The sequence below is a fragment of the Streptomyces sp. NPDC020489 genome (genome assembly GCF_044386545.1).
GTDB lineage: Bacteria > Actinomycetota > Actinomycetes > Streptomycetales > Streptomycetaceae > Streptomyces.
The window spans coordinates 163,441-179,119 of the sequence record NZ_JBIRUZ010000009.1 but is presented as its reverse complement, the minus strand read 5'-3'; the positions used below and the strand labels follow the sequence as shown (position 1 = coordinate 179,119).

General features: G+C 72.8%; 13 protein-coding genes. 5 read left to right on the top strand and 8 right to left on the bottom strand.

From position 1 onward, the window contains the following. Window positions 1-11: 11 nt before the first annotated feature. Window positions 12-1,043, bottom strand: a complete 1,032-nt coding sequence (gene mtnA, locus ACH41F_RS24830) for an S-methyl-5-thioribose-1-phosphate isomerase (protein ID WP_398837584.1) — start codon at window positions 1,041-1,043, stop codon at window positions 12-14. Between the two features lie 455 nt (window positions 1,044-1,498). Here mtnA and ACH41F_RS24825 point away from each other — a divergent pair, with 455 nt between their 5' ends. Then, window positions 1,499-2,170 carry an FCD domain-containing protein gene (locus ACH41F_RS24825; protein ID WP_391240265.1) on the top strand — a complete coding sequence of 224 codons (672 nt, stop codon included), beginning with the start codon at window positions 1,499-1,501 and terminating at the stop codon, window positions 2,168-2,170. Window positions 2,171-2,390: 220 nt separating this feature from the next. After that, complete coding sequence (locus ACH41F_RS24820) at window positions 2,391-3,383, top strand: PAC2 family protein (protein WP_398837582.1); 993 nt, start codon at window positions 2,391-2,393, stop codon at window positions 3,381-3,383. 174 nt (window positions 3,384-3,557) lie between these two features. Here ACH41F_RS24820 and ACH41F_RS24815 read toward each other — a convergent pair whose 3' ends face one another. The 5 genes from ACH41F_RS24815 to ACH41F_RS24795 form a co-directional block, all read right to left on the bottom strand. Beyond that, window positions 3,558-4,517, bottom strand: a complete 960-nt coding sequence (locus ACH41F_RS24815) for an SMP-30/gluconolactonase/LRE family protein (protein WP_398837581.1) — start codon at window positions 4,515-4,517, stop codon at window positions 3,558-3,560. Window positions 4,518-4,849: 332 nt separating this feature from the next. Continuing rightward, window positions 4,850-6,079, bottom strand: coding sequence for a cysteine--1-D-myo-inosityl 2-amino-2-deoxy-alpha-D-glucopyranoside ligase (gene mshC / locus ACH41F_RS24810; RefSeq protein ID WP_398837579.1), 1,230 nt, complete (start codon window positions 6,077-6,079; stop codon window positions 4,850-4,852). 171 nt (window positions 6,080-6,250) lie between these two features. After that, window positions 6,251-7,060: an SCO1664 family protein gene (locus ACH41F_RS24805; RefSeq protein ID WP_398837578.1), complete on the bottom strand. Its 810-nt coding sequence runs from the start codon at window positions 7,058-7,060 to the stop codon at window positions 6,251-6,253. After that, complete coding sequence (locus tag ACH41F_RS24800) at window positions 7,024-7,614, bottom strand: DUF3090 family protein (RefSeq protein ID WP_391240281.1); 591 nt, start codon at window positions 7,612-7,614, stop codon at window positions 7,024-7,026. Before ACH41F_RS24800 ends, ACH41F_RS24805 begins: the two co-directional genes overlap by 37 nt. A gap of 67 nt (window positions 7,615-7,681) precedes the next feature. Next, window positions 7,682-8,368: a histidine phosphatase family protein gene (locus ACH41F_RS24795; protein WP_398837577.1), complete on the bottom strand. Its 687-nt coding sequence runs from the start codon at window positions 8,366-8,368 to the stop codon at window positions 7,682-7,684. A 62-nt stretch (window positions 8,369-8,430) separates the two neighbouring features. Between ACH41F_RS24795 and corA the strand changes: the two genes are divergently transcribed. Beyond that, window positions 8,431-9,426, top strand: coding sequence for a magnesium/cobalt transporter CorA (gene corA, locus ACH41F_RS24790; RefSeq protein ID WP_391240287.1), 996 nt, complete (start codon window positions 8,431-8,433; stop codon window positions 9,424-9,426). Between the two features lie 9 nt (window positions 9,427-9,435). Here corA and ACH41F_RS24785 read toward each other — a convergent pair whose 3' ends face one another. Both ACH41F_RS24785 and ACH41F_RS24780 read right to left on the bottom strand, forming a co-directional pair. After that, complete coding sequence (locus ACH41F_RS24785) at window positions 9,436-10,224, bottom strand: ferritin-like domain-containing protein (protein WP_391240290.1); 789 nt, start codon at window positions 10,222-10,224, stop codon at window positions 9,436-9,438. 234 nt (window positions 10,225-10,458) lie between these two features. Further along, complete coding sequence (locus ACH41F_RS24780; protein ID WP_391240293.1) at window positions 10,459-11,514, bottom strand: LLM class F420-dependent oxidoreductase; 1,056 nt, start codon at window positions 11,512-11,514, stop codon at window positions 10,459-10,461. 178 nt (window positions 11,515-11,692) lie between these two features. Here ACH41F_RS24780 and ACH41F_RS24775 point away from each other — a divergent pair, with 178 nt between their 5' ends. Both ACH41F_RS24775 and ACH41F_RS24770 read left to right on the top strand, forming a co-directional pair. Then, window positions 11,693-12,676, top strand: coding sequence for an aldo/keto reductase (locus tag ACH41F_RS24775; protein WP_391240296.1), 984 nt, complete (start codon window positions 11,693-11,695; stop codon window positions 12,674-12,676). Then, window positions 12,673-15,147: a helix-hairpin-helix domain-containing protein gene (locus ACH41F_RS24770; protein WP_398837573.1), complete on the top strand. Its 2,475-nt coding sequence runs from the start codon at window positions 12,673-12,675 to the stop codon at window positions 15,145-15,147. The genes ACH41F_RS24775 and ACH41F_RS24770 overlap by 4 nt, the downstream gene beginning before the upstream one ends. The last annotated feature ends 532 nt before the right edge of the window (window positions 15,148-15,679 follow it).

Below are 15,679 nucleotides of genomic sequence, written 5' to 3'. Positions count from 1 at the left end.
TCACGTTCGCGTCACCTCAGGTACTCGCCCGGCAGTTGGCCGGAGGCCACCTCCAGCACACCCCGCTCGGTCACCAGCGCCGTCACCAACCGCCCCGGCGTCACGTCGAAGGCGGGGTTGTGGCCGCGCGACCCGGCGGGTGCCGTCCGTGCGCCGCCCCACTCCAAGACCTCGGTCTCGGCCCGGAGTTCTATGTGGATCTCGTCGCCGGTCTTGGTGGCGAGGTCCACGGTCGTCGTCGGTGCCGCCACCAGGAAGGGGATGCCCGCGTCGGCGCACGCCAGCGCGACCCCCACCGTGCCGACCTTGTTCGCCGTGTCGCCGTTGGCGGCGACACGGTCCGCCCCGACGATCGCCGCGTCGACCTCGCCGCGCAGGATGGTCCCGGCGGCGGCGCCGTCCGCCTGCACGTAGTGCGCGATGCCCTCCTGGACCAACTCCCAGGCGGTGAGCCGGGATCCCTGGAGCAGCGGACGCGTCTCGTCGGCGTAGACGACGTCGAGGCGTCCGCGCGCGTGGAGTTCGCGGATGACGCCGAGTGCCGTGCCCCAGCCGGCCGTCGCGAGGGCGCCCGTGTTGCAGTGGGTCAGGATGCGCAACGGCCGCTCCACGTCCACCCTTTCGAGGAGCCAGTCGGCACCGTGGCGGCCCATCGCCCGGTTCGCCTCGACGTCCTCGCGCTGGACGGCGACGGCCTCCTCCAGGACCGCGCCCAGGCCCTCGTCGAAGCGGGCCATCACGCGGTCCACGCACACCATCAGGTTGACGGCGGTCGGCCGGGCCTCCCGGACGCGGGCGACGGCGGCCCGCACCTGCGCCACCGACCAGCCCTCGCGCTCCCCCTGCACCAGCGCGAGGGCGACCCCGTACGCGCCGGCCGCGCCGATCGCGGGGGCGCCGCGGACCACGAGCCGCTGGATCGCGTCGACCAGAGTGTCCACATCGCGGACAGCCACCGTCTCGTCGCGATGCGGCAGCAGCGTCTGATCGATGAGGGCGAGACCGTCACCGATCCACTCGACGGCACGCAATTCCTGGGACATAGCGGGACACTCCTGATGTTCCGGTGGTGTCCGGTCACGGTACATGACCTGGGGGAACCACAGTTCGAGACAATCGAGCAAGTGACCGGAATCGCACGCCAGGGTCGGGGAACCAGTCCGCATGCCGAGACGCGAGAGGAAGCCCGTGCCGCTCAAGCGCCGTTTCCTCGCCTACGGTCGGTGGGCCGGTGACGGCTGCCGACGCTGACCTGCCCCCTCGTTCCAGCGTCTGTCCGCACCTTCTCCCCTGCCCCTGGCCGCCCCTGCGGCCACCGCACGACCGTGGTCGACGCTCGCGGACGCCGCGCATTCGGCGGTCGTGCCTGAGCGGGGCGTGTGGCGTCCTGTTCGGCCGGTCGGTCGGTCGGCCCCATAATGACGTAAGACATCGGATGTCTTGACGGGCCGTTCGCAGGCCCCGAACCGGGCGTGTGGGAACCACTGGGAGGCCGGGCATGGCAGTCACCGACGAGGCGATCGAGAAGATCAAGGGCATGATCGTCTCGGGCACCCTGCGCCCCGGCGACCGGCTGCCCAAGGAGAGCGAACTCGCCGCCGAACTCGGGCTGTCCCGCAACTCCCTGCGGGAGGCGGTGCGCGCCCTGTCGCTGATCCGGATCCTGGACGTGCGCCAGGGCGACGGCACCTATGTGACCAGCCTGGACCCTCAACTCCTGCTGGAGGCGCTGAGTTTCGTGGTGGACTTCCACCGCGACGACACTGTCCTCGAGTTCCTCGCCGTCCGCCGCATCCTGGAGCCGGCCGCGACCGCGATGGCGGCCCTGCGCATCAGCGAACAGCAACTGGACGCGCTGTCGGCCCAGTTGGACAAGCTCGGCGACGCCCCCTCGGTGGAGGAACTGGTCGCCTGCGACCTCGACTTCCATCGGGGCATCGTGCAGAGCTCCGGCAACTCCGTGCTCTGCTCCCTCCTCGACGGCCTCTCCGGGCCCACCACCCGCGCCCGCATCTGGCGCGGCCTCACCCAGGAGGACGCCGTCAGCCGCACCCTCCACGAACACCGCATGATCCTGGCCGCCCTGCGCGACCGGGACACCGACGCGGCCCGCTCGTGGGCCACGGTGCACATCGCGAGCGTGGAGCAGTGGCTGCGTTCGACCCTGTGAGCGACGGCTCCCCCATCATCGGACGTCTACCCGCGTCAGGGGGTGACATCCGGCACAGCCGTGCAGGTCGTCCCGGCACAGCTCGGATCACTGGGGGTGTTCCGGGGCGACAGACGGGGCAGTGATGCGTTCACTCCCCCGTGCAAGGGGGCTGCGGACGCCCCCGTTGGACGCCGTAAGGTTGGGGCGTACGTGAGGGCACGTCGGAAGGAGGCACTGGGTGATCGAGCTCGAGGGGGTTCCCGAGCTGATCGACCCGGTCATGGTGGCCGCGTTCGAGGGCTGGAACGATGCCGGCGACGCCGCCTCCACCGCGGTCGCGCACCTGGACAGGGAGTGGAAGGGCGAGGTGTTCGCGGCGCTGGACGCCGAGGACTACTACGACTTCCAGGTGAACCGGCCCACGGTGTGGATGGATGCCGGAGTACGGAAGATCACATGGCCGACGACCCGGCTCTCCGTGGTCCGCGTCGGCGGCGACAAGCCGCGCGATCTCGTACTCGTCCGAGGTATCGAACCGTCCATGCGCTGGCGCTCGTTCTGCAACGAGCTGCTCGGCTTCGCCCACGAACTGGGCGTGGAGCTGGTGGTGATCCTGGGCGCCCTGCTCGGTGACACCCCGCACACGCGTCCGGTCCCGATCAGCGGGACCACGTCCGACCCGGACCTGGCCCAGCGGATGGACCTGGAGGAGACCAAGTACGAGGGCCCCACGGGCATCGTCGGCGTCCTCCAGGAGGCGTGCACGCACGCGGGCGTGCCGGCGGTCAGCCTCTGGGCGGCCGTACCGCACTACGTGTCGCAGCCGCCCAACCCGAAGGCGACGCTGGCGCTGCTGAACCGGCTCGAGGACCTGATCGACATCCGTATCCCGCTGGGCGAGCTGGCCGAGGACGCGCGCGCCTGGCAGGTGGGCGTGGACCAGCTGGCCGCCGAGGACACCGAGGTCGCCGAGTACGTGCAGACGCTGGAGGAGGCCCGGGACACCGCGGAGCTGCCGGAGGCGTCGGGCGAGGCGATCGCCCGCGAGTTCGAGCGGTATCTGCGCAGACGGGACGGCGGTGGCCCGACCCCGCCCGGCGGCCGCGCGACCGAGGGCGGCGAGGGCACGTCGTATCTGCGGGACAACCCCGGCGGTCGTACGCGCCCGCCGAAGCCGCCGAGGCCGGGCGGCACGGACGACGAGGGGCCGGCCGACTCGTCGGAGGACTGAGGCGGAGGCCGAGCGCTCCGGGCCGGTGGCTCGGGCGGAGGCCTGCGCGACGGCTTGGGCTGTGCTTGGAGCTTGGGCTGTGCTTGGAGCTTGGGCTGTGCTCGGGGTTCGGGCTGTGCTCGGGGCTGCGCGGAGGAGGGCGGTGTGCGTGACGCGCACCACCCTCCCGGCGCGTCAGACCCGCGGTATCGCCACCACGTCGTAGTCGGTGGTGGGCGTCGGGTCCACGTCGAAGCGGGCGTTGGGCAGGTAGATCCGGTCGCCCCAGGCCGCCGCGGTGGTCGGGATGCGGAAGCGCGGGTCGGTGATCCGGGTGATCGTCGTGCCCTTGGTGCCGGCCGCGTTCAGCCTGAACACGTCGACCGCGTTCTGCGCCTGCTGGACCACGTAGAGGGTCCTGCCGAGCAGCAGGAGGCCGTCCCCGTTGGGGATCTTCGCTCCGCCGAGGTCCACGGCGCGGGCGACTCCGGTGCGCGGGTCGACGCTCTCCAGGGTGCCGCCGTCGGCGAAGGCGTTCACCACGAGCAGCGCGCGGCCGTCGGGGGTGCGCTCGATGCCGTTGGCGGTGAAGTCGTCGCCCTGGACCCAGTCGCCGGTCAGGGGAACGGTCTCGACGTCCAGGGGTTCCCCGTGCCCGCCGAGGCGCAGCTTGTAGAGCTGCGGCTTGAAGGAGTCGGTGAACCAGGCGGCGCCCGGGGTGAGGATCACGTCGTTCACGAAGGTGCCGCCGGTGGCGTACACCTTCTCGATGGCGCCGGAGCGGGCGTCCACCGTGCGGATCTCGCCGCTGTCGCCGCCGGCGAGGAAGAGCCTGTGGCCGTGCGGGTCGATCTTCAGGCCCACGGTGGGGTGTCCCTCGCCGAGGCCCTTGCTGATCACCGAGCCCCGGCCGGTGGCCAGGCTCGCCCGGTAGACGGCGCCGTCGGCCAGGGAGCCGAAGTAGCCGAAGGGTCGGGTCCCGATGGCGATGCCCTCGGGCTGGAAGCCGTCGGGCAGCGGGAACCGGTCGGGCCAGGCGGCCTTTCTCGGTGTCTCGGCCGCGTGTGCGGTGCCGCCGAGCAGCGCTGCTCCCGTCAGCGCCGCGGTCGCGGTGAGCAGTCTTCGACGTGCGAAGGAACGGTCTGTGGGTGCCACTGTGCGTCCTTCTGCCAGGGGGCCGGCGGTGGCCGGCCGAACGGTCAACAGACGCTCCCACCCCATCACATGGCGATGACCACCGCAGTCCTTGGCCGGATTGCTGCGTGACATCTGTTTCAGGGCGGATTGCACCCGTTGCCCAACTCGGCTTCTCTCCAAACGAGTTGCCGAACACAGCCTGGACAAGGGCCCGTTGGGGCGCGTGGTCGTCCACCGCTCACGCTTGAACCGCTGTTCGGGAGCGAGGAAAGCCTGCGGCCGGTCACCCAGCTGACAGGCCAAGGGCGCCTCCCCCACCGCGGGGGAAGCGCCCTTCACCGTGCCGGTGCCTACAGCGCGACGCCGAGCAGCGCGTCCACGGCTCGCGAGACGAGGCCGGGTGCGCCCTCGTCGGTGCCGCCCTGGGCCTGCTGGAGCGCGGCCCAGCGGTCGACCGCGGCGAGCGCCGCGGGGGCGTCGAGGTCGTCGGCGAGGGCCTCGCGGATCTCCTCGACGAGGGCGTCGGCGGGCGGTCCGTCGGGCCGGGACACGGCCGCGCGCCAGGCGCCGAGCCGGGCCACGGCGTCCTGGAGGACCTGGTCGGTCCACTCCCAGTCGGCCCGGTAGTGGTGGGCCAGCAGGGCGAGCCGGATCGCGACCGGGTCGACGCCGTCGTAGCGCAGCTTCGAGACGAAGACCAGGTTGCCCTTGGACTTGGACATCTTCTCGCCGTGCAGGGCGACCATGCCGGCGTGGACGTAGGCCTTGGCCATGGGGAACTCGCCGGTGAGCACCTGGGCGTGCGAGGCGCCCATCTCGTGGTGCGGGAAGGCGAGGTCGGAGCCGCCGCCCTGGACGTCGAAGGTCATGCCGAGGTGGTCCAGGGCGATGGCGACACACTCGATGTGCCAGCCGGGCCGGCCGCGGCCCAGCGAGCCGCCGTCCCAGCTCGGCTCGCCCTCGCGGGCGGCCATCCACAGCATCGGGTCGAGCGGGTTCTTCTTGCCCGGACGGTCCGGGTCGCCGCCGCGCTCGGCGGACAGCAGTCGCATGGCGGCGGCGTCGAGGTTCGACACCTTGCCGAAGTTCGGGTCGGACTCGACGGAGAAGTACACGTCCCCCTCGAGCTCGTACGCGGCGCCCGCGTCCCGCAGCCGTTCGACCAGCGGGACGATGCCGGGTATCGCCTCGACCGCGCCGATGTAGTGGCGCGGCGGCAGCATCCGCAGGGCGGTCATGTCCTCGCGGAAGAGGGCCGTCTCCTTCTCGGCGAGGGCGACCCAGTCGACGTTGTCCCGCTCGGCGCGCTCCAGGAGGGGGTCGTCGACGTCGGTGACGTTCTGGACGTAGTGCACCTGCCGCTTCGTGTCGAGCCACACGCGCTGAACCAGGTCGAACGCGTTGTAGGTCGCCGCGTGACCTATGTGGGTCGCGTCGTACGGCGTGATGCCGCAGACGTAGATACGGGCGACGGGACCGGGGTCGAGGGTGACCGTACCGCCGGTCGCGGTGTCGTGGATCCTCAGGTCGCGGCCCTGACCAGGCAGGGCGGGGACCTCGGAAGCGGGCCAGGCATGCATGTCATGAGCCTAACCGGACGGATGTTCCGCATACGAACCGGACCGGGCCGGATGGCCGGTAAGGCGGTCTTGCGCGGAACGCCCCGCAGGAGTAACCGTGACGGAACGGCCGACCGGTGAGAGCTGGTCGGCCGGTTCCCCGCGCGGGGTACGAAGCCACCCGCGGTGCTCCTATACGGGCGGCCAGGGAATGGCCGGCCACTCGCCGCTCGGTTCCGGGTGCCTGCCGGTGGCGAGGAGGGACTCGACACGCGCGCGTGTGGCGTCGAGTTCGGCGGGTGTGATCAGTTCGGCCAGCCGGGTGGCCAGCTCGCCCGCCAGAGCCTCCCTGAGGCCCTTGAGCACGTCGACGGCCTCGCCGGGCAGCGGCTCCCCCGCCCAGCCCCACAGCAGCGTGCGCAGCTTGTTCTCGGCGTTGAAGGTGACCCCGTGGTCGATGCCGTACAGCCGGTCCCCGGCGGGCAGCAGATGGCCGCCCTTGCGGTCGGCGTTGTTGATCACGGCGTCGAGCACGGCGAGCCGCCGCAGCCGCTCGTCGTCGGCGTGCACCAGCAGGGCGGTCTTCCCGTCCCCCGCCTCGGCGAACCCGATCGCCTTCCAACCCGGCCCCGGCTCCTGCGCGTCGACGAGCGCCAGCAGGTCCGGGCCCGGCTCGGCCTCGATCCACAGCTGGACCATGCCCTCGCCGTAGGGTCCGTCGCGCAGCACGGTGGGCGGGACGAGCCCCCAGCCGGTCGCCTCGGAGACCTCGTAGGCGGCCACCTCCCGCTGGGCGAGGGTGCCGTCGGGGAAGTCCCACAGGGGGCGCTCGCCGCGCACCGGCTTGTAGACGCACAGGGCCTCACGGCCCTCGTACGCCACGGAGCAGTGCAGGACCGCGTTGGAGGCGTCCCGGATCTGCCCGCGCACGGTCAGCTCACCTCGCGTGAGCAGCTCTGCCGTGGTCACGCTCCGCGGCGGTATCCGTTCTGGCGCGGACATACGTGTCCTTCCGGGTCGAGCGGGAGGCTGCACAGCGGACACGGCGGCCGCCCGGCGTTGACGACGTCCAGGGCACGCTTGGCGAAGGCTCTCGCCTGCGCGCCGGTGAGCCGGACCCGCAGCATCGGGGGGCCGTTCTCCTCGTCCTGGAGGAGCCGCTCCTCGGCCTCGGCGAGGTCCTCCTCGGAGTCGGCGTCGAGTTCGACGAGGGCCTGCGCCTCGACGATCATGCGCTGCTCCTCGCCGTCCCAGGCCAGCGCCATGGTGCCGACGCGGAACTCCTCCTCGATGGGGGTGTCCAGCGGGGCGGTGTCGGACACCTCGGTGGGTGCCATGGCCGGCACGGCGGCGCTGCCGCCGCTGCGGCGCACGACCTCGTCCAGCAGTTCGTCCATCCGCTCGGCGAGCGCGGCGACCTGGGTCTTCTCCAGGGCCACGCTGGTCACCCGGGGGCCGGCGGAGGCCTGGAGGAAGAACGTACGGCGCCCGGGCAGCCCGACCGTGCCGGCCACGAAACGCTCCGGCGGGTCGTAGAGGAACACCTGACGGGACACGTCCTGTCTCCATTGGAATCGTGGGTACGGCGCTGCTTCGACCGCTTCACCCTACTGCGCCCGACGATCACGGTGCGCCCGCACCACCACCGACCGTGGCGTCACCGCCGGCCGGCTCCTCGCGCGGCACCAGCGAGGTGAAATCACCGGTGTCACCGAGGCGTACGAGAAACGGCCGCAGACGGGTGTAACGGATCGCTGTGATGGAACACGGTTCGACGGAGATCCGCTGGAAGAGGTCGAGATGAAGTCCCAGAGCGTCCGCGACGAGCGACTTGATGATGTCGCCGTGCGAGCACATCAGATAGACGGCGTCGGAGCCGTGGTCGCGCTCCACGCGCGCGTTCCACTCACGTACGGCCTCCGCCGCGCGGGTCTGCATCGCCCGCATCGACTCGCCGCCCGGGAACGCCGCGGCCGACGGGTGCGCCTGGACGACCTCCATCAGCGGTTCGTCCATGAGCTCGGCGAGCTTGCGGCCGGACCAGTCGCCGTAGTGGCACTCCCCGATCCGCTCCTCGGTGTGGGCGCTCAGTCCGGGGCGGGCCTCCAGCAGCGGCCGGATCGTCTCCTGGCAGCGCTGGAGCGGGCTGCTGACGACCTCGGAGATCGGCAGCTGGGCGAGCCGTGCCGGCAGCGCGGCGGCCTGCGCGGTGCCGCGCTCGTCCAGGGCGACACCGGGCGTCCACCCGGCGAGCAGTCCCTCGGTGTTGGCGGTGGATCGTCCGTGCCGGACGAGGATCAACGTGGGCATGCGGCCCAGGGTAGGCGCACGCACGCGTGCGCCGGCCGCCGAGCGACGGGAGAATACGCAGCGTGATCGTGGACTGTGCCATCTACCACGACGGGCATCGGGCCGACGGCCCGGAGGACCTGTCCGACGCCCTCGACCAGGCGCGCGGCGCGGGCGGGTTCGTCTGGATCGGGCTGCACGAGCCGTCGGAGAAGGAGTTCGACCTGGTCACCCGGGAGTTCGGGCTGCACCCGCTGGCGGTCGAGGACGCCCTGAAAGCCCACCAGCGGCCCAAGCTGGAGGTCTACGACGACTCGCTCTTCGTCGTCCTCAAGCCGGTCGTGTACGAGCCGCAGAGCGACACGGTCTCCACCGGCGAGGTCATGCTCTTCCTCGGCGACGGCTTCGTGGTGACCGTCCGGCACGGCGAGGGCTCCCCGCTCGCGGACGTGCGCCAGCGGCTGGAGCACGAGCCGGAGCTGCTGGGCAAGGGCCCCACGGCGGTGCTGTACGCCGTCTCGGACGCCGTGGTCGACCACTACCTGGACGTGGCGACGGAGCTCCAGACCGACCTGGAGGAGCTGGAGACGGAGGTCTTCTCCCCGGACGGCGGCGGTTCGCGCCACACCGCGTCCCGCATCTACAACTTCAAGCGGCAGATCCTGGAGTTCCGCCGGGCCACTGGGCCGCTCGCGCTGCCGCTGACCCGGCTGGCGGCCGTCGGCCAGTTCGGCTCGGGGGTGCCGTTCGTCAACGAGAAGGCGCGGCCCTTCTTCCGGGACGTCAGCGACCACCTCACGCGCGTGAACGAGTCCGTGGAGGGCCTGGACCGGCTGGTGTCGGACATCCTGTCGGCGCATCTGGCGCAGATGAGCGTCCGGCAGAACGACGACATGCGGAAGATCTCCGCGTGGGCGGCCATGGCCGCGGTCCCCACGATGATCGCGGGGGTCTACGGCATGAATTTCGAGCACATGCCGGAGCTGCGCTGGGTGTGGTCCTACCCGGCCGTGATCGTGGTCATGGCCGCCCTGGAGGTCCTGCTGTTCCGGATGTTCAAGAACCGGGGCTGGCTGTAGGGGTACGGGTCAGGCGAACTCGGGGGCCGGGGTGGCCGGTCCGCCGAGCGCGTCGCGCCGCTCGGGCATCCGCAGGGAGACCATCCGGCGCCAGCCCAGGACGCGTTCGTACGCGTACACCGCGTGGATGCCCGCCGCGAGGACGGCCGACTTCGCCGCGGGCCAGCCCAGGATGCGGCCCATGTGGGCCATGACCGCGAGGCTGACGTCCCGGTAGACGCGGATCTCGGCGAGCGCGCACTCCCGCAGGGTCCGCTGGATGTCCCGGCCGTGTCCGGCACGGGCGAACCGCAGCAACTCCTCGTGGCAGTAGGCGAGGTGGTTGTCCTCGTCGCCCGAGATCATCTTCACCGCGCGACCGAGCTCGGGGTGGTCGGCGAAGTGCCTGCGCAGCAGTTCCATCTGCTCGGAGGCGCGCTGCTCGGTGACCCGGCTGTGGGCGAGGTAGGTCACGATGTCCCGCACGGTCAGCGGCCGGCCGGCCTTGAGCCTGTCGTGGGCGAGACCGATCCCGTCGCGTTCCAGGAGCATCGTGTAGTCGGTGTCGGGCGGTACGGGGACGGGTTCGAGGCCGCGCTTCCTCATGAGGGCGTTGAAGATCCGCCCGTGCTTGTCCTCGTCCGCGCCGTGCCGGGAGATCTTGGGGGCGAGGGCGCGCTCGCTGTCGGGGACGAGCGCGGCGATGCGGGCGTTCTCCCAGCCGCCCTGCGACTCCCCGCTCGCCGCGATGGAGCAGAACAGGCGGAAGGATTCGTCGTTGTCGAGGATCTCCTGGAACAGACTCCTGGCCGAAAGCATCGTGGGCACCTCTCTGCGGGACTCCGCGGCATTCCGCAAAGAACGAGTCAAATGCGGCGCGAGAGGTGCTGCAACAGCTGTGTCGGACAACTCCGCCGAACGGAGGACGCCGGGCGTCACGACGGGGGCGTAACCGCACGGGCGCGGGCGCGTTGTTCTGCGTGACGGCCGTGGCGGGGAAGACCCCCGAGCCCCCACCACGGCCGCAGAAACTTTCCGGCGGTTCCCGGCGCGCTACGCCAGTCCGGCCCGCTCCAGCGCCTCGGACCCGGCGCGCAGGGCGGCGATCCGCTCGTCGAGCGTGAAGCCCGCGGGAGCCAGGCTCAGCGTGGTGACACCGGCCGCCGCGTACTCCTTCATCCGGTCCGCGATGCGGTCCACGGAGCCCAGCAGTGTCGTCTTGTCGATCAGGTCGTGCGGGATGGCGGCCGCGGCGCCCTGCTTGTCGCCGGACAGGTACTTCTCCTGCACCTCGGCGGCCGCCTCCTCGTACCCCATGCGCTGGGCGAGCTGGTTGTAGAAGTTCTGCTTGGCACTGCCCATGCCGCCGACGTACAGCGCCGTGTAGGGGCGGAAGGTGTCGGCGAGCGTGGCCACGTCCTTGTCCTCGCCGAGGGCGAGCGGGAGGGTTGGGTGGACGTCGAACCCGTCGAGGGTCTTGCCGGCCTTCTCGCGGCCCGCGCGCACATGCCTGAGCGTCGTCTCCTCCAGGTGCTCGGCGGACGGGAAGATGAGCAGGGCGCCGTCGGCGATCTCGCCGGTCTGCTCCAGGTTCTTCGGTCCGATCGCGGCGATGTAGAGCGGGATGTGCTCGCGCTCCGGGTGCACGGTCAGCTTCAGCGGCTTGCCGGGGCCGCCGGGCAGCGGCAGCGTCCAGTGCTGCCCCTCGTACGACAGGCGCTCGCGGGTCATCGCCTTGCGGACGATCTCGACGTACTCACGCGTGCGTGCCAGCGGCTTGTCGAACTTGACGCCGTACCAGCCCTCGGAGACCTGCGGTCCGGAGACACCGAGGCCGAGCCGGAAGCGGCCGCCGGAGAGCGAGTCGAGGGTGGCGGCGGTCATCGCGGTCATGGCCGGCTGACGGGCCGGGATCTGGAAGATGGCCGAGCCGACGTCGATGCGGTCGGTCTGCGCGGCGACCCAGCTGAGCACGGTCGCCGCGTCGGAGCCGTAGGCCTCGGCGGCCCAGCACACGGCGTACCCGAGTCGGTCGGCCTCCTGGGCGACGGCGAGATTGTCCGCGTCCATTCCGGCGCCCCAGTAGCCGAGGTTGATGCCGAGCTGCATGGCCGATTCCCCTTACCCATCAGTAACGTCCCTGGGTTCCCGACCTTAGCGCGGGCCACGGGGATCGGGGCAGTTCGCGCTCGTGTTCTTCCGCCCACATCAACGCCCCTGTCGCTGCGGGAAACTGGTTGTCCACAGGCCCCCACACCGCTGGTTCCGGCCAGTAATGTCGGCGTTCATGGAGCAGAGGCATCTCGGCCGCACCGGCCTGCGCGTGTCCCGCGTCGGACTAGGCACCCTGACCTGGGGCAGGGACACCGACGAGCACGACGCCGCGGACCTCTTGAAGACGTTCTGGGAGGCGGGCGGGACCCTCGTCGACACGGCCGACGTGTACGGCGACGGGGAGTCCGAGTATCTGCTCGGCCGCCTCATGGAAGGGCTGGTCCCGCGCCGGGACCTCGTCATCTCCACCAAGGCGGGCAGCGTGCCCGACCCGTACCGGCGGTTCGACGGCTCGCGCGGCCATCTGCTCTCCGCGCTGGACGCCTCGCTCGCCCGGCTCGGCACGGACCACGTCGACATCTGGCAGGTCCACGCCTACGACCCGGACACCCCGCTGGAGGAGACCCTCCAGGCGCTCGACCTCGCCGTCAGCAGCGGTCGCGCGCGGTACGCCGGTGTCTCCAACTTCTGCGGCTGGCAGCTCGCCAAGGCCGCGACCTGGCAGTTGGCGGCCCCCGGCACCCGGACCCGGCTGGCCGCGACCCAGCTGGAGTACTCCCTGCTCCAGCGCGGCGTCGAGCGCGAGGTGCTGCCCGCCGCGCTGGACCTGGGCATCGGACTGCTGCCCTCCTCCCCGCTGGGCCGCGGGGTGCTGACGGGCAAGTACCGGGACGCCATACCGGCCGACTCGCGCGGCGCCTCCGACCATCTCGCCCCGTTCGTCGCGCCGTACCTCGACGACACGGCGAGCCGCATCGTGGACGCGGTGCGGACCGCCGCCGACGGACTGGCGGTGTCCCCGCTCCAGGTGGCCCTCGCCTGGGTCCGCGACCGGCCCGGGGTGACCGCGCCCATCGTCGGCGCGCGCAACGCGCAGCAGCTCACGGCGGCATTGTCAGTGGAGGCCCTTAGTCTTCCTGACGAGATCTGCCGGGCTCTCGACGACGTGTCGGCGCCCGTGCACCGCTATCCCGATCACGACTGGAGCACGCTGTGAGCACGGAGCCGGAGCCCACGGAGGAGACCGAGCCGGAGGCCGGGTCGGCCGGGCAGGCCGAGGTGGCCGAGGTGGCCGAGGGCACCCCGGGCGCGGAGACCGGCACCGCCGATGCGGCGGGGGAGACGCGCGGGGCCGGGGCGACGGATGGCGCCGGACCGGGCGCTGGGGTGGCCGACGGCACCGGATCCGGCCTCGGTGCGGCCGACGGCGGGGCCTCCACGACCGGCGGCGAGGCGCGGGCTGCGGCCGAGGGCGAGGAGTCCGTCGCGGTTGACGGCGGACCTGTGGTGACCGGTGACGAGGACAGCGCCGCGGCCCGGGACGAGCAGTCCGCCGCGGCCGGCGGTGACGCTTCCGCGACCGGCGGCGAGGGCAGGGCTGCGGCCGAGGACGGGCCTTCCACGGCCGGTGCCGACGACGGCACTGCGACTCAGGGCGGGCCTTCCGCGACCGGCGAGGACGTCGCTGCGGCCGGGGCCGACGGGGAGGCCGCGGCCAAGTTGTCCGAGGCCCAGGCCGAACTCGCGGCGCAGAAGCTCGAGCGGGAGCGGATCGCCCGGCGCAAGGCCGAGAAGCAGGGGCCCGTCGAGGCCGGCGCGAAGCTCAGCGGGAAGGCCGCCGATCTGCTGGCCGCCGTACGGGCCGTGGAGAGCGGGGAGAAGCCCGTGAGCGCCGTCTTCGCCGAGCCGGAGGCGCCCCGCCGACCCGCGCCGGAATCCGCGCGGCGCCCGCGCCCGGTGGCGGCCGAGGTCCCCGCGGCCCCGGCGCCGGGGACCCTGGAGTCCGTGCGCGAGGTGCTGGCCGAAGGCGGTGCGCCGGAGGCGCTCGTCCCGCAGGTCGCGGCGGCCCTGGGAGAAGGCGCCGCCGGGCAACTGCGCGAGGACCCCTGGCAGTTGCTGCGGGTCGCCGGGGTTCGGCCGGAGCAGGCCGACGGGTTCGCGCGGGCGCTGCTCGGCGCGGAGTGCGGTCCGGACGACGAGCGGCGGGGGCGGGCGGTGACCGTCTGGCTGCTGGAGCAGGCGGCCGTGGCCGGGCACACGGCGCTCGAACTGCCCACGCTCATCGCCGCGCTGGGCAAGCAGGGCGTGCCGGACGCCGACGCGGCCGTCCAGAACACCCTCGCGGAGGCCGAGGCCCTGGTCTTCCAGGACGCCCTCGACCCGCGGGCCCCGGAGCCCGAGGAGGGTGAGGAGCGCCCGGTGCGCGTCCTGGTCGGCCTGGAGCGGTACGCGCTCGCGGAGGAGAGCCTCGCCGACGGACTGGCGCGGCTGATCAACTCGGTGCCCAAGCAGGACGGTTCGGCCGAGGACTGGGAGCGCGCCGCCGACGCGGCACAGGGTTCCGCCGGTGAGCTGATCCGCGCGGTGGCGGGCCATGGGCTGGTCCTCCACACCGGCGGCGAGGCGTCCCTCGCCGAACCGGCGGCGCTCCTGGACGCGGCCCGCGAACTGGGCCTGCGCGCCTGGACGGCGGCCCCCGGTCCGCTGGGCCGGGACCGCCTCGCCACGTCGGCCACCGCGGTCACCGTCACCGGCCTCCTCTCGGGCGCCGAAGGTCCGGGGCGGGACGCCGAAGGGGCCCTCGACCTCGACCTGCTCGTCGTCGTCGACGCGCCCCAGTTGGACGTGGAGACGGCCGCGCTGCTGACGGAGTCGTTGCCGGACGGGGCGCGGCTGGTGCTGGCCGGGGATCCGGGGGTGCTGTGGTCGGCGGGGCCGGGCAGGGTCTTCGGCGACCTGCTGGCCGCGAGGGTCTGCCCCCAGATCGCCTCCCGGCGCCCGGATCCCGGACCCCTCGGTGAGCTGGTCTCGGGGATCGGCGTCGGCGAGCTGAACCAGGTCGAGGCGCCGGGCAAGGAGGTCGTGATCGTGCCGGTGCGGGACGCGGGCGAGGCGGTGCACCGGACCGTGCAGCTGGTCGCCGACTCGGTGCCGCGGGCGATCGGCGTACCCGCCGAGCAGACCCAGGTGATCACGCCGGGGCACGGCGGCGCGGCGGGCACCCGGGTCCTCAACGCGGCCCTCAAGGACCGCCTCAACCCCGGACCCGGTCGCTTCGGCGGCTTCGACCCCGGCGACCGTGTCGCCTACTCCCCCGTCCCCGGCCGCAGCATGCCGGGCCACGTCGTGAAGGCGGACGCGGAGGGTCTGCACCTGACGTGCGCCGGGGAGGACGTCGTCGTACCGAAGGAGCGGGTCGAGCAATGCGTGCGGCACGGCTGGGCCCTCACCGCGCACCAGGCGGTGGGCGGCCGCTGGCCGGCGGTAGTCGTGGTCCTCCCCGGTGACGCCACCCAGGCCCTCAGCCGACCTTGGGTCTACACGGCCTTCGGCCGAGCCGCCCGCCACCTGTCCGTGGTCCACGGCGCGGACCAGGCCCTCCCCAGGGCGGTCGCGGAGACCCCGGCAAAGCCCCGCACGACACGCCTCCCCGTCCTCCTCACCACCCAACTCCCGACACCCAGCTGACCAGCCCAGGGGGCATGCGGGGGCAGCCTGCCCGCGGCGGACCCACCCGGGGCCCGCTGCGGACCCCGCACACGATGACCCACCCACGGGTCGTGCGGGGGGGGGGCCGCCAGCCCGACCGCCCACCCGGGGCCCGCTGCGAACTACGCGCGCGGTGCCCCGCCCAGGGCGCATACGGGGACTGCCTTCCCCACTGCCCCATCCGGGGCCTGCTGCGGACCGCGCGCGGTGTCCCACCCAGGGGCGTACGGGGGCAGCCTGCCCGACTACCCACCCCGGGCCCGCTGCGGACTCCGCGCCCGGTGACCACCCACGGGTCGCGCGGGGGCCGCCTGCCCGACTACCCACCCCGGGCGCGCGCTGTGGACTCCGCGCACCGTGACCCACCCAGGGGCGCGGGGAACTGCGCGACAAGCCCCCACCGCCCCGCAGCCGCCCACCAACCCGCAGCCACCCACCACCCACGCTCGCCCACCGCCCCCGCACACGCCGACGGCGGCGGCCCGGAGAACCTCCGTGACCGCCGCCGCCC